21 protein-coding genes are annotated in these 20305 nt (G+C 42.9%); 1 reads left to right on the top strand and 20 read right to left on the bottom strand.

Annotated features, from left to right (window positions below; all coding sequences use genetic code 11):
• On the bottom strand, positions 1–2061 hold the full coding sequence (locus ACH0BF_RS05315) for a sigma-54 interaction domain-containing protein (RefSeq protein ID WP_120032844.1): 2061 nt from the start codon (positions 2059–2061) through the stop codon (positions 1–3).
• Positions 2062–2193: 132 nt separating this feature from the next.
• Here ACH0BF_RS05315 and ACH0BF_RS05310 point away from each other — a divergent pair, with 132 nt between their 5' ends.
• Positions 2194–2430 carry a DUF2627 domain-containing protein gene (locus tag ACH0BF_RS05310; RefSeq protein WP_120032847.1) on the top strand — a complete coding sequence of 79 codons (237 nt, stop codon included), beginning with the start codon at positions 2194–2196 and terminating at the stop codon, positions 2428–2430.
• 51 nt (positions 2431–2481) lie between these two features.
• On the opposite strand, the gene ACH0BF_RS05305 is transcribed toward ACH0BF_RS05310, so the two are convergent.
• The 19 genes from ACH0BF_RS05305 to spoIIIAF form a co-directional block, all read right to left on the bottom strand.
• Positions 2482–3216 carry a glycerophosphodiester phosphodiesterase gene (locus ACH0BF_RS05305; RefSeq protein WP_120032850.1) on the bottom strand — a complete coding sequence of 245 codons (735 nt, stop codon included), beginning with the start codon at positions 3214–3216 and terminating at the stop codon, positions 2482–2484.
• 90 nt (positions 3217–3306) lie between these two features.
• Positions 3307–4095, bottom strand: coding sequence for a sporulation transcription factor Spo0A (gene spo0A, locus ACH0BF_RS05300; protein WP_340853369.1), 789 nt, complete (start codon positions 4093–4095; stop codon positions 3307–3309).
• Between the two features lie 186 nt (positions 4096–4281).
• Positions 4282–5487 carry a SpoIVB peptidase gene (gene spoIVB, locus ACH0BF_RS05295; RefSeq protein WP_340853366.1) on the bottom strand — a complete coding sequence of 402 codons (1206 nt, stop codon included), beginning with the start codon at positions 5485–5487 and terminating at the stop codon, positions 4282–4284.
• 158 nt (positions 5488–5645) lie between these two features.
• Complete coding sequence (locus ACH0BF_RS05290) at positions 5646–6335, bottom strand: MgtC/SapB family protein (RefSeq protein ID WP_120032860.1); 690 nt, start codon at positions 6333–6335, stop codon at positions 5646–5648.
• Positions 6336–6453: 118 nt separating this feature from the next.
• Positions 6454–8163, bottom strand: a complete 1710-nt coding sequence (gene recN, locus ACH0BF_RS05285) for a DNA repair protein RecN (RefSeq protein ID WP_340853365.1) — start codon at positions 8161–8163, stop codon at positions 6454–6456.
• A 17-nt stretch (positions 8164–8180) separates the two neighbouring features.
• A complete protein-coding gene (gene ahrC / locus ACH0BF_RS05280; protein WP_120032867.1) occupies positions 8181–8630 on the bottom strand; it encodes a transcriptional regulator AhrC/ArgR in 450 nt (149 codons plus the stop codon).
• 209 nt (positions 8631–8839) lie between these two features.
• Positions 8840–9682, bottom strand: coding sequence for a TlyA family RNA methyltransferase (locus tag ACH0BF_RS05275; protein ID WP_340853364.1), 843 nt, complete (start codon positions 9680–9682; stop codon positions 8840–8842).
• A gap of 2 nt (positions 9683–9684) precedes the next feature.
• On the bottom strand, positions 9685–11577 hold the full coding sequence (dxs, locus tag ACH0BF_RS05270; RefSeq protein ID WP_120032870.1) for a 1-deoxy-D-xylulose-5-phosphate synthase: 1893 nt from the start codon (positions 11575–11577) through the stop codon (positions 9685–9687).
• A gap of 219 nt (positions 11578–11796) precedes the next feature.
• Positions 11797–12681: a polyprenyl synthetase family protein gene (locus ACH0BF_RS05265; RefSeq protein WP_120032873.1), complete on the bottom strand. Its 885-nt coding sequence runs from the start codon at positions 12679–12681 to the stop codon at positions 11797–11799.
• Positions 12682–12683: 2 nt separating this feature from the next.
• Entirely contained in the window at positions 12684–12911 is a 228-nt protein-coding gene (xseB, locus tag ACH0BF_RS05260; protein ID WP_120032876.1) for an exodeoxyribonuclease VII small subunit, read from the bottom strand.
• On the bottom strand, positions 12901–14256 hold the full coding sequence (gene xseA / locus ACH0BF_RS05255; protein WP_406908995.1) for an exodeoxyribonuclease VII large subunit: 1356 nt from the start codon (positions 14254–14256) through the stop codon (positions 12901–12903). The genes xseB and xseA overlap by 11 nt, the downstream gene beginning before the upstream one ends.
• Before the next feature lie 250 nt (positions 14257–14506).
• A complete protein-coding gene (gene folD, locus ACH0BF_RS05250; RefSeq protein ID WP_406908994.1) occupies positions 14507–15370 on the bottom strand; it encodes a bifunctional methylenetetrahydrofolate dehydrogenase/methenyltetrahydrofolate cyclohydrolase FolD in 864 nt (287 codons plus the stop codon).
• 28 nt (positions 15371–15398) lie between these two features.
• On the bottom strand, positions 15399–15785 hold the full coding sequence (gene nusB, locus ACH0BF_RS05245) for a transcription antitermination factor NusB (RefSeq protein ID WP_120032886.1): 387 nt from the start codon (positions 15783–15785) through the stop codon (positions 15399–15401).
• A gap of 137 nt (positions 15786–15922) precedes the next feature.
• On the bottom strand, positions 15923–16354 hold the full coding sequence (locus ACH0BF_RS05240; RefSeq protein WP_340853354.1) for an Asp23/Gls24 family envelope stress response protein: 432 nt from the start codon (positions 16352–16354) through the stop codon (positions 15923–15925).
• Positions 16355–16357: 3 nt separating this feature from the next.
• Positions 16358–17716: an acetyl-CoA carboxylase biotin carboxylase subunit gene (accC, locus tag ACH0BF_RS05235; RefSeq protein WP_406908992.1), complete on the bottom strand. Its 1359-nt coding sequence runs from the start codon at positions 17714–17716 to the stop codon at positions 16358–16360.
• Positions 17717–17732: 16 nt separating this feature from the next.
• Positions 17733–18239 (bottom strand): acetyl-CoA carboxylase biotin carboxyl carrier protein, encoded by a 507-nt coding sequence (gene accB, locus ACH0BF_RS05230; protein WP_120032895.1) that lies wholly within the window; start codon positions 18237–18239, stop codon positions 17733–17735.
• A gap of 227 nt (positions 18240–18466) precedes the next feature.
• Entirely contained in the window at positions 18467–19057 is a 591-nt protein-coding gene (locus ACH0BF_RS05225; RefSeq protein ID WP_120032899.1) for a SpoIIIAH-like family protein, read from the bottom strand.
• On the bottom strand, positions 19058–19693 hold the full coding sequence (spoIIIAG, locus tag ACH0BF_RS05220; RefSeq protein ID WP_259455578.1) for a stage III sporulation protein AG: 636 nt from the start codon (positions 19691–19693) through the stop codon (positions 19058–19060).
• Positions 19686–20297, bottom strand: a complete 612-nt coding sequence (gene spoIIIAF / locus ACH0BF_RS05215; protein WP_406908991.1) for a stage III sporulation protein AF — start codon at positions 20295–20297, stop codon at positions 19686–19688. Before spoIIIAF ends, spoIIIAG begins: the two co-directional genes overlap by 8 nt.
• Between the last annotated feature and the right edge of the window lie 8 nt (positions 20298–20305).

The raw sequence follows: 20305 nt of genomic DNA, 5'->3' as shown, positions 1-20305 counted from the left end.
TCAATGCAACTGATACTTTTCTAGCTTGTAGTATAAATTCCTAATGGAGATTTTTAATTCTTTAGCTGCTGCCGTTTTATTTCCATTATTTTTAGCCAAGCGTGATTGGAGGATTTCTTTTTCATAGAGATCCAGCATTTCTTGCAGTGAATGCCCTTTTTGATTGCCAGCATCCCGCCACTCATCTCCTATGCTGCTCATTTCCTTTTTTCCCTCCAACAACGGCGGCAGAGCAGCTGCATCAATGAAACTGTCGCTGTAATTTAGGAAAATCATCGCTCTGCCCAAAACATTCTCTAATTCCCGCACGTTACCTGGCCAAGAATAGTTCATCAACCGTTCCATTGCTTCAGAAGTTACTCCTTCGACATTTCTTCCGTAATCCTGATTGATCTTTGCGATGAGCCGTTCACACAAAAGCGGGATATCTACCTTTCGATTGCGAAGTGGGGGAATATGTATAGGCATCCGGTTAAGCCGGTAATATAAATCTTCACGGAATGTCCCCTCCGCCATCGCTTTTTCTAAATTAACATTTGTAGCCGCAATAACCCGCACATTAACAGCGATAGATTTTGCTCCACCCACTCGAACAATCTCTTGCTCTTGCAACACACGCAAAAGTTTTGCCTGCATGTTGGCGCTTAACTCACCAATTTCATCGAGAAAAATACTTCCGTTATTTGCCTCTTCAAATAATCCCCTTTTGCCGCCGCGACGGGCACCTGAAAAAGCTCCATCTTCATAGCCAAACAGCTCGCTCTCCAATAATGATTCTGTGAGAGCTGCACAGTTAACACGGATAAATTTATTGTAGCGGCGATCACTAGCATTGTGAATGGCGTGAGCAAATAATTCTTTTCCAGTCCCAGACTCCCCTCTTAACAAAACGGTTGCCGGTGTATTCGCTCCAGCTTTCGCCTGTTCCACAGCAACTTTCATTTCTTCAGAACAGCCAATGATTTCCTCAAATGTATACTTTGCTTCCAGTGTACGAATAATTTGTCTTGCACGGTCGAGTTCTTTCGTTAACGATTGAATTTCTGTTAAATCGTGGATAACGCCTACGCTGCCTTTCAGCTTATCATCTACAAGAATAGGGGCGACATTTACAACGACTTCCTTTTTTTTAGGACCAACATACATTTTCACACCACGTACTGGCTGTTTCTTGGCAAGCACTTGCAAATGCACGCTGTCTCCCTCTGAGATATCGATGGTCGCGGGCTTTCCAATCACCTCTTTTTTACTGAGACCGGTTAATCTCGTGTACGCCGGATTAATGAGCAAACCTCTTCCTTTTTCGTCTACTACTGAAATGGCGTCATCACTAGAAAAAATAATCGCCTTAAGCATCGTTTGAATTTCCTTGAGATTAGTGATCTCCTCAGCCAGATTAACAACTTCGGTAATGTCTTTAAAAATAGAAAAAGCTCCAATGACCTTTCCTTCTGCTGTGATCATTGGGAACCGCGATGTAATAATCTTCTCATTCTCTGTCAACTTTTGTTCCCTGTTAATTTCCGCCTGTTTATGTTTTAACACTTCCGGCAAGCGGCTGTTCGGTACAATTTCCGTTACATGCTGCCCAATGGCGTTCTGCTTCCTAACCCCGAGAATACGTTCCGCACTTTTATTGAACAGGATAATCTTTTCTGTCTGGTCGATGACGATCATTCCTTCATCAATGGATTCAAAGATGACGTCATATTGATACGACTGATTTTTCAGCCGCATAATTAGTTCCTCTTTTTGTTTGAGGAGCTGAGCCAGTATATAAGCGACACTACCTGGAATCACAACAGCATTGGGATCATATTGGCGAACTGCTTCGAATATACAGCTGTCTCCGGTTACTTCAATAATGACATCGGGCTGTTTTTTCATGAATGACTGCCAATTCTGCCCTGTCGAAATCCCCATCTCCCGTGCCAAACGAATAGCCGGGGCCCCCTTATCTACATCTGCCACCGCTATTACTTTCATCATTTGGCTGTCCATCAATATTTTTAAAACTGAAAGGCCGCCTTGTCCACCGCCAATAATTAAAGCTGTTTGCATGAAGCCATCCCCCCGCTTTCTTTCAGCCTGCAAATTCTTGCATACTCTTATTTTATACCTGTAAATCCCGCTTGACAAATTTTATAGGTAGGATATGATTTTTGTGAGTAAGAGTTGAAGGAGTAAAACTAAATGATCCGACTACTGGCGTTATTGGTTTTAGTTATCCCCGGTTTCTTAGCGGGACTTGGTATAAAATTAATGAGGGATATGCTATTTGGCATACTGCAACCTCCTTTTCCGTTTCTATGGCTGCAGTTTCTGATTGGCCTCGTTCTATTTGTTGGCGGGCTGGGATTTGTTGCTGGCTTTATTTTCTACAGGGATCGAAAAAACAATAAAGTACAAAACCGATTTAAAGACAAATGAAAGCTCCTTATGTGTTTCTGCTTTTTGGCAGGTAACGCATAAGGAGCTTTTTTACACATCTAACACACTGTCTCGAATAGATAAGGCTGTTTTCGGGTCATCAGTAATCAGACCGGAGCAGCCTTCTTCAATTAGCCAGCGGATTTGCTTTTCTTTATTGACTGTATAAGGCCGAATATGAATACCATTCTCAACGGCTGAACGGATAATCTCATCTTTGACTGTGCGAATATTCGGATGAATAGCTCCCGCCCGAATAGCCTCAGCATATTTCCATGGCATGTAAAGATGGGCAGAATAAAGAGCTGCGGTCTCTAAATCCGGTGCGAGCTGGTATACATAAGTTAGCGAGTAATGGTTAAAAGAGGAAATAATCACGCGGCCTTCATAGTTAAATTGACGGATGAGCCGAATCACTTTTTCTTCCATTCCCTTGTAGGGAAACTCATTATTTTTTAACTCGATATTACAAATAAGTTCATTTTCCCTCATCCATTCAAACACATCTTCCAAAAGCGGAATGCCAATGTCATGAACGGCTTCTGGAAACTTATATTTCGCTTCTAACTGTGACAGATCTTTCCATTCCCAGTCTTTCACATAGCCTTGACCATTTGTTGTGCGGTTTAACTTCTCATCATGAATGACAGCAAGACGTCCATCTTTTGTCAGCTGAACATCTAGTTCAATGCCATCAGCTCCTGCTGCTTCTGCCGCTTTAAAAGCGGCTAGTGTGTTTTCGGGAGCTATTGCAGAAAAGCCGCGATGAGCAAAGATAGCGGTCATAGAAACACATCCTTTTTCTCTACCTTCTGCTATGTACCACGAACTTAGCAGGCGGCTTTACTTACGGGTATTATTAGCATCCTTTCGCTTTCAAGAAGCTTTATGTTCGAGACGGAGCTTATCTGCTACCATGGCAATAAATTCCGAGTTGGTTGGTTTAGCTTTTGTCATGGAGACAGTATAGCCAAACAAACTAGAGATTGAATCAATATTCCCCCGGCTCCAAGCCACTTCAATCGCATGACGAATCGCCCGCTCTACACGGCTGGCCGTTGTATTGTATTTTTTTGCAATATCTGGATAAAGAACTTTGGTAATAGACCCAAGCAGTTCAATGTCGTTATATACCATAGATATAGCTTCACGCAAATACATATACCCCTTAATATGGGCGGGCACACCGATTTCATGAATGATGCTTGTGATGCTTGCATCAAGATTAACCGCCTTTTTTGCTGGTTGTTTTAATGTTTCTTGCGACGAACGCCGCATCATCGAGTTTTCTTTACCGCTTACCTGGCGGATATGATTAAACAAACTCTCAATATCAAATGGTTTCAGCATAAAATAGGAGGCACCGAGCTCCACCGCCTTTTTCGTAACATCCTCCTGTCCAAAAGCCGTTAGCATGATTACATTAGGAACCGTTTCAAGATCAAGATCTCTCATTCTTTCCAAAACGGCCAATCCATCGACGTGAGGCATGATAATATCCAGAATGAGTACATCTGGCTTAGCGTCAGGCAGCATATCCAAACAGTCCTGTCCATTGCTCGCCCTTCCTGTGACTTCCATATCCTCCTGAGAAGAGATGTACTCTTCAAGCATATTCACAAGATCCCGGTTATCATCAACAATAGCTACTTTTATTTTAGACATAGTTAAATTCCTCCCCATCCGTTTGCTCTCTCGCAAGTGTACATTTATTCTAATAGTTTTTTCGACAAAGGGAAATGATTTCCTTTAAATTTTAATAATATATATTTTTTTCGTTGATTTTCTTTTATTTTCGACGAATTTCTTCCATTTTCATTTATAAAAAAACAAGCGGATTGCTCCGCTTGTTTAACTCGCTTCACTCTTCTCTGTTTCCGTCAAGGAAACCCCTGCCTCATTGAGCATCCATTCAATGTGAACACCGTATCCTGATGTGGGGTCATTGACAAACACATGTGTGACCGCACCAATCACTTTTCCATTTTGAATAATGGGGCTTCCGCTCATCCCTTGAACAATTCCTCCTGTTTTGTCAAGAAGCCGCTTATCTGTCACCTTTAAAACCATCCCTTTTGTTGCAGGATATTTTTGGGGGATGGTGCTCACGATTTCTATATCATACCACTCCACTTTTTCCCCGTTTATAACTGTTAAAATTTTAGCTGGTCCCTCTTTCACCTCATGAGACAAAGCAACTGGATAAGATTTCTTCACTAAATTATTGGAAATCGGCTGGTTTAAGCGTCCAAATATGCCGTATGGACTGTTTCTTTTAATGTCACCCAGCTTTTTTTGGCCGGTCGAAAACTGAGCCAGCTTTTCACCCGGGTTGCCATTGCGGCCTTTTTCAATGGACGTCACTTTTGATTTTACAATTTCTCCACCTTGAACGATAATTGGTTTTTTTGTATCTGCATCGGCAATGACATGTCCCAATGCTCCATATTTCCCTGACTCCGGTTCTACAAAAGTGAGTGTTCCAATGCCTGAGGCAGAGTCACGAATATACAAACCGATCTTAAATGATTGTTCATTTTTATCCTTTAACGGCTTTAATTCCGTATGAACAACTTTTTGATTCCTGCGTATTGTCACTTGGAGCGGTGTAGCCTCTTGACCCGCCCGTTGAACAAATGCGCTGATGTCCTGCATTTTTTCAATTTTTTTTCCGTTGATCTCCGTAATCATATCGCCAATCCGAATTCCTGCTTTTTCTCCCGGCGACTGCTTGCCGCCAACAGTTTCCACAAGATGATGGCCAACAACAAGGACACCAAATGTATTCAATTTAATGCCGATTGATTGCCCTCCTGGAATAACACGGATTTTGCTAGCTGCTGCTGCTTTTTCATTTTTCTCTGGAAAGCCTGCCAGCTGCAAAAGCTCGGCTTCATCATTAAGCGTATAGTCTGCTGCCGCTGAGGTTTTATCTTTTTCTGAATGTCCGATGCCTGCAGCATAAACGCTATTTATAAAAGAAGAAATAACGAAACATACTACAAATGAAACAAGGAGAATTCCACCAGTGATTGTATTGAATGTATACTTGTTCAAACCGTTCACTCTCCTCGCTTCTAATCAAGCCCGACTTGCCGGCTGTATCTATACTTTTTCCTTGAAGAGCGTCAATTATTACGTAAAAAGCTGCCCACAGTTGGGTGCGACTGACAATGAAAAAGAGCAAAAAAAATAAGCCTGCATAGGGCAGGCGATCAAAGTGCTTCCATTTCTACACTGATGACGTGTTTTATTTGTTTCAACTCATGATAGACATCAGTGGCGTACAGTTTCTCATTCACCAAAATTGTTAAATCCAATTGTTGGAGCGTTCCTTCTTGCACATCTTTAATCCGAACTTTATGGGCTTTCATGCCCTTCTGTTTCATTTGTTTGAGTATTTCAGTCATTTTATCATCATTATCAACGATAATTTTTACCTTTAATTGCTTTTCCGTTAAGGATTTAGGACCAATCCATTTAAATATAACCGGAAAAATTTCTACACTAATAATAATTAGACAGGTGGAAATGATGGCCTCCATCCAAAAGCCGGCCCCGCAGGCAATGCCAATCGCTCCGGCTCCCCAAACAATGGCTGCGGTAGTCAGTCCGGAAATGATATCGTTGTTCCTTCTTAAAATAACACCTGCTCCCAAAAAACCAATTCCTGATACAATTTGGGCAGCAAGCCTGAGCGGATCCATTGGTTTTTCGTAAGGAATAGCGAAATGATTGGCCGCCTCAATGGAAACATCGGTAAGCAAACAACTGGTAATTCCGATAACGACGCATGTTTTTAAACCGAGAGGCTTTTTCTTGATTTCTCTCTCCAGTCCCATGATCATGGATAAAATAGTAGCAACACCCAAATTAAACACAAAATCACTTACCGCTATAAACATATCTCCCCTTCTCCTTTGCCGACGTAACCATATCGATTGAACTTTTATATCTCTTTCCGAGATGCTCTAAACTTGTAAATGAAAAGATAGAAAAAAGCCGCAAGAGCAGCTTTTCTTTTTATTTTATTTTTAACGAGGCAGCCAGATCGAGCAGTTCTTTTGCATGTTGTTTCGTTAAATCTGTCATCTCCACTCCAGAGATCATGCGGCCAATCTCCCGGACCTTTGCTTCGTTTTTCAATGGCTCCACTAGGGTTTTCGTCCGCCCATTTTTCATCATTTTTGAAATGTATAAGTGAGTATCAGCCATAGCGGCCACCTGTGGCAAGTGGGAGATACAAAGCACTTGTGAATGGACAGCGACTTCATATATTTTCTCGCCGATAGCTTGAGCTACACGACCGCTAACTCCTGTGTCTACTTCATCGAATATGATGGAAGTGATGCCCTGGTGCTGCGAAAAAATTGTCTTCATGGCGAGCATAATCCGTGACAATTCTCCACCCGATGCTACTTTAGAAAGTGGTTTAACCGGTTCTCCCGGGTTCGTTGAAATATAAAACTCTACTTCATCAAGGCCATCTTTTTTAAAGACCTTCGGCTGGACTCCGTCTTTTCCATCTATTGTGGAGAATTGGATTTGAAACACTGTTTTATCCATGTATAGCTGCTTAAGCTCGAGATGAATGGCATCCGTCAATTTCTTGGCAGCCTTCCGTCTTAAATGGCTTAGCTGCTCTCCTTCAAGCAGCAAATCCTTCTCATACGCTGAGAGTTCATGACGCAATTTTTCAATATGCGTTTCTCTATTAGTTAACGTGTCAATTTCCTCTTCAATTTTGGCTCCATACTCTAAAATCTCCTCGATAGAGCCTCCATACTTTCTTTTCAGCTGATTGATTTCATTTAGTCTTGCTTCAATAAAGTTAAGTCGATTTGGATCAAATTCGAGACCATCCAAAGCTGAGCCTGCATGTCGAGCGGCATCTTCAAGCACATAAAAACTCTCGGATACGGCTTCGTAGGCTGATTTATATGACTCATCAATCTCAGCTGCAGCTTCCAACTGAGTCATGGCCAATCCAATCCAATCGAGTCCCTTTCCTTCACCTTGCAGGGCATTGGCGGCATTTTGAACAGATTCATACAGTTTTTCAAAATTGCTCAGCTTTCTTTTTTCCTCCATAAGTTCATCGTCTTCGTGAATCCGTAAGTCTGCTTTTTGGATTTCTGAAAGCTGAAATTGAATTAAGTCCAATCGATGAGCCATCTGTTGCTCATTTTCGCTCAACTGGCTAATAGCTTTGACCGTTTGTTCATAACGTTTGTAAACCTCCGCATAGCTATCCTTCGCCGCTAACACTTCCGTTCCGCCAAAATGGTCAAGCAGGCGTAAATGCTGGCTGGCATCCATTAACTCTTGATGTTCATGCTGGCCATGGATATCAACGAGAGCTGAACCTACCTCACGCAAAATCCCGATCGTTACAAGCTTGCCGTTGATGCGGCACACGCTTTTGCCGTTTGCAGAGATTTCACGTCGAATGACAATCGCTTCTTCTTCGACATCAATGCCGAACTCTTGCGCCTTTTCCAAACAAGGGTGATCGGGGCTGTCAATTTGAAACATTCCTTCTATTTCAGCCTTCTTTTCTCCATGACGAACAAATTCGGACGAACCACGGCCGCCTACAAGCAAGTGAACGGCATCAATAATAATCGATTTCCCGGCTCCGGTTTCACCAGTAAGCACAGTCAGCCCTTTTTCCAGCGATACATGAAGTTCTTCTATGATAGCAAAATTGCGTATGGACAGTTCCTGTAACAAAATCAGTTCACCTCAAATCAAAGCATTTCTAAAAAGCGTTCTGAAATCACAGCTGTATGCTCTGGAGCGCGGCAAATGAGCAGGCAGGTATCATCCCCACAGATAGTCCCCATGATCTCTTCCCAATCTAAATTATCAATCAATGCACCGACCGCCTGGGCATTTCCTGGAAGTGTTTTCATGATGACAAAGTGTCCAGCAGAATCAATGCTGACAAAAGAGTCTACCAGCGAACGCTTTAGCTTTTGCAGGGGATTAAATCGTTGATCCGCCGGCAAGCTGTATTTATAGCGGCCATCCATTAATGGAACTTTAACTAAGTGAAGCTCTTTAATATCCCGGGAAACGGTTGCCTGTGTAACGTTGTAACCGAGTTCTTTTAGATAATCCACTAATTCATCTTGTGTTTCTATTTCATTATTAGCAATAATTTCTCTGATTTTAATGTGACGTTGTCCTTTATTCATCGTTTACCACCTCGGGAATCGTATAAATATGCTTTAATATACAACATTCTATCTTATTTAACTTCTTATGTATAGCGAGGGAAAGCTTTCAGACAATAAGGTTTACTCGGTAAATAATGTTGGTAATGGGCCTTGCTTTTTCTCTTAATGGCCGATGGTTAATAAACAAGAAAACTGGCCGGAAATTCCTGACCAGTCTTCTCCTTCGGCTAATTATTTTTTTTTATTTGTTTCAATTCAAAGTGAGCCGCCTTAACAACTGAATCAACGGACTCCTCTAAAAAGTTCTCTCCTGTTTCAGCCTTTGCCTGTGGCCAATTTAAATGAATCAAAAACTCAATGTTGCCGTCCCCCCCGGTAATTGGGGAAAAAGAAAGGTTTTTAACATCATACCCGAGTCCGAGCGCTAAGCTGATGATCTTTTCTATTACTTCTTTATGGATAGCCGGCTCTCTGACAATTCCCTTTTTGCCAACCTGCTCTTTTCCTGCTTCAAATTGCGGTTTAATCAACGCTATTGTGTCACTTCCGGGCACAAGCAGGGTTTTCAAAACAGGAAGAATGAGCGAAAGCGAGATAAAAGATACATCAATAGTGGCAAATTCAGGAGCTCCTTTGCTAAAATCTGCCGGTGTCACATAGCGGAAGTTTGTCCGTTCCATGACGACGACTCGCTCATCTTGGCGCAGCTTCCAGGCCAACTGATTATAACCGACATCAAGTGCATAAGACAGCTTCGCCCCGTTTTGCAGGGCACAATCGGTAAACCCCCCCGTCGATGAGCCGATATCAATCATAATTTTATCTTTAATTTTTAAATCAAATACCTTTAGTGCTTTCTCCAATTTTAAACCGCCGCGGCTTACATAAGGAAGCACATTCCCCTTTATTTGCAAAGGAGCGTCTGAAGAGATCTTTTCACCTGGTTTATCAAGCCGTTCTTCATTAGAATACACAAGACCGGCCATCACAGCCCGCTTTGCTTTTTCTCTCGTCTCAATAAGCCCTCTTTCCACGAGCAGTACATCTATGCGTTCTTTCTTTGCTTTCATACTCATGCTCTTTTCTGTTTTTTTGGTGTCATTGCTGCCAGCTTGCGAACAGCTGTCTCTTCCGTCAAACCAATTTCCTCCAACAGCGCATTCACACTGCCGTGTTCAATAAAGCAATCCGGAATTCCCATGCGATCAATAACCTGTCCATAAAATCCATGATCGTGAGCAAATTCAATCACAGCGCTGCCGAAGCCCCCTTGGAGAACAGCTTCTTCGATCGTCAAAATCGGCATGTTAGCTTCGAATATACTCATTAACATTGATTCATCAAACGGTTTGATAAAACGGGCATTGACCACCTTTACTGATAGCCCTTGCTTTTCTGCCATAGCTGCCGCTTTCAACGCCATTGAGATCGTTGTGCCGAAAGTTAAAATGGCGGCATCTGTGCCTTCACGCAACACTTCCCATGAGCCGATCGGAATTTGCTTCAGCTCTTCATCCATTGCTACTCCCAGCCCATTGCCGCGTGGGAAACGCATAGCGATTGGCCCATTGTCATATTGAATGGCTGTATGAACCATATGCTGGCCTTCATTTTCATCTTTTGGCATCATCAAGACCATGTTTGGTATGTGACGCAGGAAGGCGATATCGAATACACCTTGGTGGGTTTCTCCATCTGCACCGACAAGCCCTGCTCGATCAATGCCAATAAATACATTTAAGTTCGGACGGCAAATGTCATGAACAACTTGGTCATATGCCCGCTGCAAAAAAGTAGAATAAATCGCCAGAAAAGGCTTCATCCCTTGGGTAGCCAATCCGGCAGCAACAGTGGCAGCGTGCTGTTCTGCAATTCCGACATCAAACATCCGGTCAGGAAATTCTTCCGCAAAGCCAAGCAGCTTGGAGCCAACAGGCATGGCTGGTGTAATCGCCACAATGCGTTCATCCTTGCGGGCGATTTTTCTGACAGTTTCGCTGACAAGCGCACTCCAGGCAGGCGGCTGTCCAACCGGCTTGATTAAATCGCCAGTATCAATTTTATACGGGCCGGTTCCGTGCCATGTTCCCTTTGTATCCAATTCTGCTGGGCCATACCCTTTTCCTTTTTTAGTTAAAACATGTAACAAAACTGGCCCTTCCGTTTTCTTAGCATATTGCAGGTTTTCTAATAACTCTTCATAATTGTGTCCGTCGATCGGCCCCAGATAAGTAAACCCAAGCTCTTCAAAAAACATCCCAGAAACGAGTAAATATTTCAAGCTGTCTTTTAAGCGTTCGGCTGTTTGGGCCATTTTTCCGCCAACTGCCGGAATTTTTTTCAATAAACCTTCAAGCTCGTCTTTCACCCAATTATACTTGCCGGCGGTCCGCAGTCGTCCAAGTATGCTGTGAAGAGCCCCTACATTCGGAGCGATGGACATTTCATTATCATTTAAGATGACGATCATATTCTTTTTTTCATGGCCAATATGATTCAGTGCTTCGAGAGCCATGCCGCCCGTTAATGCTCCGTCGCCAATCACAGGCACAATATAGGATTGTTCTTTCTTTAAATCTCTGGCAATCGCCATGCCCATTGCCGCCGACAAAGACGTAGAACTGTGCCCGGTCTCCCATACGTCATGCTCGCTTTCTGCCATTTTAGGAAAGCCGCATAGCCCTTTATATTGGCGGAGTGATTCAAATTGCCCAGCACGTCCAGTTAATATTTTATGAACATACGATTGGTGGCCGACATCCCATAAAATTTTGTCCTGAGGACTATTGAAGCAGCGATGCAAAGCAACGGTCAGCTCAACAACCCCAAGGTTAGGGCCGATATGGCCACCTGTTCTAGACAAATTCTCAATCAAAAATTGTCGAATATCCATGCTTAAGTCATTTAATTCATCAATCGTCAAGCCCTTTAAAAAGGCAGGACTTTTAATAGATAACAGATCCAATCGGATCACTCACTTTCATAACTGTGTCATTTCACTTTCTTTATTATAACGTGATCATTATTTTACACAACTTTTCCCTGAAAAATTGACTGATTTGCTTTTTCTTGAAATACTTTGAAAAAATAGCCGCTAACACAAAGTGTGATAACGGCAATTTGATGAAAGTAATACTATCATTATACCACACAGAACAAATCACAACAATTTTAGCCAATTTTCTTACTGATCACGTGTAGCAATTAAATCAACAAGCTCGAGCAACAAGGCCGAGTCTGTATTCGTTTGCAAAAGCGCCGCACGTGCTAATTCTGCATGCTTGGCCAATTGGTCTTTTGCCCCATCCATCGTCAACAAGGCTGGATAGGTACTTTTATGATTGGCAGAGTCACTGCCAACTCGTTTGCCAAGCTTTTCTTCCGATCCTTCCACATCTAAAATATCATCTTGGATTTGAAACGCAAGACCAATATGGAAAGCATATTGCTGAAAATGCGCCAGTTGTTCTTCATTTGCTCCCCCGAGTAAAGCACCAGCCATTACACTGTAAGCGAGTAAACGGCCTGTTTTATTCTTATGAATGTACTCCAGCTCAGCAAGTGTTAGCTCTTTTGTTTCCCCTTCAATATCAGCCATTTGGCCGCCTACCATTCCTTCGGGACCTGCTGCCTCAGCGAGCCATTCAATTAACGTTACTTTTTGCTCGTTTGAGTAACTCTCAGACTTAGCTATTATTTGAAAGGCGTACGTTAATAAGGCATCTCCTGCTAGAATAGCAGCCGCCTCTCCGAATACCTTATGGTTTGTAGGCTGTCCTCTTCGCAAGTCATCATCATCCATGCTCGGCAAATCGTCATGGATCAGCGAATATGTATGAATCATTTCAAGTGCTGCAGCAGCTGCAAGGCCGGTCCGAGGATGTTCCCCAAAGGAAGCGAGCGTAGCAAAAATTAACATGGGACGGATGCGCTTGCCCCCAGCCTGCAGCGAATAGTCCATCGCTTCTTTCAACACGGAGGGTGCTTGCAATTCAGCAATTAACTCTTTTAATTCTCTCTCTAAAACTTCTTTGTATTCCTTCATAAAAACAGACAGTGTAGCCGCCATGTTTATTCCCCCTCATCAACAGAAAAATCTTTTTCGCCATCATCTGTTATTAGTTTTGCTAATTGTTCCTCCGCCTGGCTTAAAAGCGCATGACAAAACCCGGATAATTCCATCCCTTTTTGATAGAGGCTTAATGCTTTTTCCAGCGGCACGTCTCCCTCTTCTAACTTCATAATGATAGACTCCAGCTTTTCCATCGCTTCCTCAAATGTGATCTCTTTATTTTCCATTCTCTTTCACCTCAATTGATTCAACTTGACAAATCAAACTTCCGTCAACAAGCTGCACTTTCACCTGCTCGCCGACCTGCACCTCACCGCTTGATTTTACAAGCTTGTTTTCTTCATCATAAGCGAGACTGTAGCCGCGCTCCATGATTTTCAAAGGACTCAATGCATCCAGCATGGAAAGGTGCTGGCGCAACTCTTCCTTTTTACTTCGCAAAAGCGTTCCAATCTCTCGAGAAAGAGAAGCATCCAGACGTTGGACTTGCTGCTTTGCTTCATCAATCTTTCGTTTTGGATGACTCCGCTGCAACCTTTCTGTTAAATTGCTGATTTGTGCTGCTGTATTTTTTATATACACAGATTGTCCTCTTTCAAGCCTATCTGTTAATCGGTCGAGCCGTTCCTGCTGCTGCCTATATAACGCTTGTGGATTACGAATAATATAAGCACTTCTGGCACTTTCAAATCTTTTTCTCTCACGTCTCACTTTTTCTGATATCGCCCGAATCAATCTTGTTTTCCGAACGAACACCTTCTCCAATACTTCTTCGAGATGCGGAACAGCCATTTCGGCCCCAGCCGTCGGTGTTGGCGCTCTCTTGTCAGCCGCAAAATCAGCAATCGTTACATCGGTTTCATGCCCGACGGCTGAAATCACAGGGATGGCCGAAAAATTAATTGCTCTGGCTACGTCTTCTTCATTAAAAGCCCACAACTCTTCAATGGATCCCCCGCCACGCCCGACAATCAGTACATCGGCCCGTTCATCATCGTTTGCTCGCTGAATGGCTGCTACAATGGATGGAGCGGCATTCGCTCCTTGAACGAGAGCAGGATAAATCAACATTTCTGCTACTGGATAACGACGCTTAATCGTTGTAATAATATCCCGAACAGCTGCTCCTGTCGGGGAAGTTACAATACCGATCGTTTTCGGATATGCGGGCAGCGGCCTTTTTCTATTTTCATCAAAAAGCCCCTCTTTCGCAAGCTTCGTTTTTAGTTGTTCAAAAGCTAGATATAAACTGCCGATACCGTCCGGCTGCATAGAGGTTACATAAATTTGATATTGCCCGCCCGCTTCGTAGACAGTAATATCTCCTGTGACCAGCACCTGCATGCCGTTTTCTGGCTGAAATTTCAGCGAGCGATTGGCAGACGAAAACATAACAGCTAGAATCCGTGCTTTATCATCTTTCAATGTAAAGTACATGTGCCCGCTTGAATGGCTTTTAAAGTTGGAAATCTCCCCTTTAACATAGACGTTTGTTAAATGAGGATCGGCATCAAACTTTCTCTTTATGTATTTTGTTAAGGCTTTAACAGTTAAATAACGTTCTACTTCCATTTCTCATTCCACCTTTTCGAAAAACAAATGCGCAAGCGCCTTGATGGATCTAGACAAACAAAATGTTCTTTCCTACAAAAAGTCGTTTTCTGGCTTCATGGAGGACAAGTGATTTGGATGCATAAGAAGCCAGGCATCAAAGACAGGCTCCTTAAAAAGGTATCACGGTCATCACTTGATGATTTTCACAACAGCTAAAAAGCTGCCTCCTCATTATAACATGATTAGGAGACAGCTTTTCATAGAAAGATTATTTAACAGCCTGCTTTGCTTTTTGCTTCGCTGACTGTACTGTGTTGTAAAGCAGCATGGTAATTGTCATCGGCCCTACCCCGCCTGGTACAGGCGTAATAGCACCAGCTATTTCTTTCGCACTTTCAAAGTCCACATCGCCGCATAGCTTGCCGTTTTCATCCCGGTTCATGCCGACATCAATAATGATTGCTCCCGGCTTGAAGTCATCTTTTTTCAAGAATTTTGCTTTTCCAACTGCAGCAATCACTACATCCGCCTGCTTGGTAAAAACGGACAGATCCTTTGTTCTTGAATGACAAACAGTGACCGTTGCGCTTTCTTTTAACGACAGAAGAGCTGCCGGTTTGCCGACAATATTGCTCCGGCCAACGACAACGACATGCTTGCCTTCTAAAGAAATATTCTCCCTTTCAAGCATTTTAATAATGCCATACGGAGTACATGAATAAAATGCTTCTTTGCCAATCGCCATTTTCCCTACGTTTACTGGGTGAAAACCATCTACATCTTTTTCCGGAGAGATTGCATCAATCACTTTGTCCTCGGATAGATGTGCCGGCAAAGGCAGCTGGACGAGAATTCCGTGGATAGCCGGATCTTCATTAAGCTCTGCTACCTTTTGCAAAAGCGCTTCTTCTGACAAATCTGCCGGATAGCGGTAAATCTCAGAATGAATGCCTACTTCAGCGCAAGCCTTTTCTTTGTTGCGCACATATGTATGGGAGGCTTGATCTTCCCCAACCAATATAACGGCCAATCCCGGTGTTATTCTCTTTTCCTTCAGTTCTGCAATCTCTTTCTTTAACTCAGTACGAATATCGCCTGCAATTGCTTTGCCGTCGATAATAGCTGCTGTCATTGTTCTTCTCCCTTCGCTCTCCACTAAATCATAAAGTTTCTTTTACTCTTGATAGCACACCATTAATAAATTTGCCTGATTGCTCATCACTAAATTGTTTGGCCAATTCGATGGCTTCATTAATAGTTACTTTCTCTGGTACATCATTTTCATACTTCATTTCGAATACGGCAAGCCGTAGAATGTTCCGGTCCACTCTCGCTAAGCGATCAAAGGACCATTTTTCTAAATGGGCTTTGATGATTGCATCAATTTCTTCCAGGTGCTCAAAAGTCCCTTTTACACTTTTGCTCAAATATTCATCAGCCGGCTCTTCTTCTAAAACATTCTTGATCGCTTCTTCCGGTTCTGCGCCGCTTACATCCATTTGGTAAAGTGCCTGCAGGCTCTTCTCACGTGCTGTACGTCTTTTCATGTATTTCAAGCTCCTTTATTTGGCCTTTTTCTGCATTATAAAAAGATAATAGCACATATTCAAACGAAGTCACATCTTCTTCTGAAAAAACCTGCCTATAGAAAAAACCAAAGGGGAAAAGCCCTTTGGTTTTTTGTTTACACCTCTGAAGCGAAATCGCTTTCAGTGTTTTTTGTGTCCTTTGTATCAAATTGGACACCAACTACGTGAATGTTTACTTCTTCCGCTTCTAACGCAGTCATATTCAATAATGCCTGTCGAATACCGTCTTGGATCTTTTGAGCAACCCTTGGAATAGAAACGCCAAATGCGATGACACAATATACATCGATTTTAATTCCCTCTTCCGTTAAGTCAACACGGACACCTTTCCCGTGGTTTTTCTTGCCGAGGCGCTCTACTACGCCAGATGCAAAGCTGCCGCGCATTTTTTCCACGCCTTCCACTTCCGATGCAGCAATACCAGCAATGACCTCAATCACTTCCGGTGCAATCTCAATTCTACCAAGACCGTTGTCTCCGTTGCTCATTTCTAATACTTGATTAGCTGTTTGATTGCTTTCTGCCATTTTTTACACCTCCGTCTTCATTACATCATATTTCTCGAGGAACTTTGTGTTGAATTCTCCACCAACGAATTGCTCATGCTCAAGCAATCTTAAGTGGAATGGGATAGTTGTATGAATGCCTTCAATCACAAATTCACTTAATGCTCTTTTCATGCGGGCGATAGCTTCTTCACGTGTTGCTCCATATGTGATTAATTTAGCAATCATAGAATCATAATACGGTGGAATCATATAGCCTGGATAAGCGGCTGAATCCACGCGGACACCAAAGCCTCCTGGCGGCATATAGTCTGTAATTCTTCCTGGAGAAGGCATAAAGTTTTTCTCTGGGTTTTCCGCATTTATACGGCATTCAATAGACCAGCCCGTAAATTCTACATCTTCCTGAGTGAAGGACAGCTCTTCTCCAGAGGCAATCCGGATTTGTTCTTTAATCAAGTCCACACCAGTTACCATTTCTGTCACCGGATGCTCTACTTGAATCCTGGTGTTCATCTCCATGAAATAAAACTTTCTTTCATGGTAATCATAAATAAACTCGACTGTTCCTGCTCCTGTGTACTCGACAGCTTGCGCAGCTTTAACAGCAGCAGTCCCCATTTCTTCTCGGGTCTTTTCATCCAGTGCTGGCGAAGGAGTTTCTTCCAGCAACTTTTGCATGCGGCGCTGAATCGTACAGTCACGCTCTCCCAAATGGAGAACATGCCCATGTGTATCAGCAAGCACTTGAATTTCAACATGACGAAAATCCTCAATGAACTTCTCTAAATATACTCCTGGATTTCCAAAGGCCGTAGCCGCTTCCTGCTGCGTCATATTAATGCCTTTTTTCAATTCTTCTTCATCCCGCGCTACACGAATGCCTTTTCCGCCGCCGCCTGCCGTTGCTTTGATGATGACAGGGTAGCCGATCTCAGCAGCAGTCGAAAGACCGTCTTCAATCGATTGAATAATCCCATTAGAACCCGGCACAATTGGCACTCCGGCTTTCTTCATCGTCTCACGGGCTACGTCTTTCGTTCCCATCTGTGTAATAGCTTCCGGTGACGGGCCAACGAAAACAATGTTACATTCGCGGCATAGCTCGGCAAAGTCAGCATTTTCTGCCAAAAAGCCGTAACCTGGGTGAATGGCATCGCAATTCGTCAGCTTGGCCACACTAACAATGTTTGTAAAATTTAAGTAACTGTCCTTAGAAGCCGTCGGTCCAATACAGTACGCTTCATCAGCGAGCTGGACATGGAGAGCTTCTCTATCGGCCTCGGAATAAACAGCGACTGTTTCCACGTCGAGTTCTTTGCAGGCACGGATGATCCGCACTGCGATCTCGCCGCGGTTGGCAATCAATAGTTTGTTAATCATTCCGTTCTCTCCCTTATTAAGGTTTCACTAAAAATAACGGCTGGCCATACTCGACCAGCTGGCCGTCTTTTACAAGAACCTCTACAATTTCTCCATCTACTTCCGCTTCAATTTCATTAAAGAGTTTCATTGCTTCTACGATGCATACGACTGTGTCTGCCGAAACTTTCGAGCCTGCTTTTACGTATGGGTCTGCATCTGGAGAAGGTGATTCATAGAATGTTCCTACCATAGGAGAAGTAATCTTATGTAAATTCTCGTTTGAAGCGGCTGGTTTTGGCGCTTCAGGTGTTGGTGTTTCCTGAACAGCAGCTGGTTCCACTACAGCAGGCGCAACCGGTGCCGCTTGTACAGGCGCAGCTTGCACAGGCTCTTGTACAGGTGCTGCCTGCGGTGCAACTGAATATGTAACACCTGAATTTTTCTTCATTTCTATTTTACTGCCTTCAGATTCAAATACAAACTCTTCAATTGACGATTGATCGACAAGCTTAATCAATTCTCTAATTTCCTGTACTTTCATTAATGGACACCCCTTGAAAGATTATGACTAGATACTAACATCTTACGATAATATCTAGTGGAACTTCAACTGAAAAATTAGCTGAAGCTTGTATGGTTCATTTTATCCCTTTTTTTATTAAGATGAAATAATAAATCCGGACTTTCATAAAAAAACCCTGTCAGGACAGATGACTACCTGTCCTGACAGGAATTTCCCTTAGTCGATAAAAAGTATTCGACCCTCATCTATTTAACTGGCTGGAACTCAACAGCGATCGGCTGCTGCTTGCCAAGCTCGTCCTTCGCCATGCGGATAATTTCATTTGCAGCCGCTGCTGAATGCTCATTGGACTTTACAGTGATACGAATGTTCTCTCCATCTGCCCGAACGAGCGCATCAGAATATCCTTTAGATTTAATCAATGTTTCCAGCACATTTTCCTTTGTAGCTAATTCTGTCAGCTTCTCCATTTCTTCATAAGCTGCATTTTTGTCTTCAGCAGATAAGTCCTTCGACGCTACTTTTGATGTTAGCTCTTCTTTCATCTTATTGCGGTCATCTTGCATCTCCAGACGAAGCATATCAAACGCTTCATCGCCTGCTGATTCGGTAACGATAGCTGCCTGCTTATCACCCGCTGTGCTCTTTGCTTCTTGGTCCGTCACTTTACTGCCATCTACTTTTTCTTCCGCCACTTCAGTTGTTATTTGTCCTTCCTCTACGGGTGAAGCTGTTTCCGGAGATAGCTGTTCGGGCGAAGTAATATAGTAGACCGATAGAACAACAACTAAACTTAGCATTGTCAGCAGCCAGACAGTTTGTTTTTTTAATAACATTTAAGCATCCTCCTTTGGTTTTTTCGGCATGACTGCCACACGATGGCTTGGCACATTTAACACCCTGGTTACTGATTCAATGATCCATTTTTTCACTTGAATATTTTCGGCCCCTTCCGCTACAACTAGGACGCCACGGATATCAGGTTTTTTCATTTCCTGAATGACGGGTGCTTCCCCTCCGTCTTTTTTCACCATAACTAAATTTTCGTCCCTTGTTTGGTCAGTAATGGTACGTTCCCCACCTTTCTTATCCTGTTCCTTTGTTTCCTGTGTTTTTACAGCTGTATTTTTCTCAAATACCTTTCTCTCGGATGCTTCAATAGTAACTACAACTGTAACATTGCTGACACCAGCGATTTGCTCCAAAGCAGCGGTAAGCTCCCGCTCATAGATTTTTTCAAAATCTTCCTTTGCAGGCGCTGTTTGTTCATTTCCCTCCTCCTCAGAAGAGTCTTGCGGGAGGACAGCATTTATTTCTCCCCTATCCTTCAAATCACTTAGAAGCATAAAACTAATACCGATAATGGCGGCAATTGCCATCCATTTTGCTTTGTTCGCTGTTTTCTCCTCTCCGCTTTTTTTAGATGGGATTAAGGATTGCAGCCACTTAAAGCGGCTTTTACGATCACTCAAGGCTGTCCCCCTCCTCTACCATATGAATATTCAATTGCTCCATCGGAATATTCCACTTTTTTGAGAGAAAAGAAGCTAGGTTTCTCTCTTCTTTTTGAATGGGCTCTGTTTGTTCGGAAGAGTCAATGCGAACCTCTTTTACATATTGACCTTCTGTCTCAGCTGAGAGTGAAGCCATGTATACATCAATGCGTTCAATATTTTTTGGCAAAGAATTCTCCCATTTGCTCACCTGAATATTGATATCAACAATCTGCTTATGGAATGTATGCTTTAGTTCATTTTCTACAAGCGCCTGCAGTTGCTGTTCACTCTCTTTTAAAATGAATAGCTCTTTAGAAGACTCCAAGCTGCTTTGTTTGTTGGCAACAGCTGTAGTTGCCTGTTGATTAGTTATCGTGCTCTCTGCCCACTTTGACAGCTCTTCTTCAATATTCACTGAAAGAATCTTCCACAATGGCTGCAGCATTACAAACAGTAAAAGCAATCCAATGACCACCTTTGCATATTGCTGAAAGCGATTGGACGGCATGAGCAAATCCATCACAGCAGCCAGTAACAGAAAAGCAATGACACTTTCCAGCCAGTCAGTAAAAAAAGCCATGGGCTTCG

The organism is Pseudobacillus sp. 179-B 2D1 NHS (assembly GCF_045370945.1).
Taxonomy (GTDB): Bacteria; Bacillota; Bacilli; order Bacillales; family Domibacillaceae; genus Pseudobacillus.
This window is presented reverse-complemented; position numbering and strand designations above follow the sequence as displayed.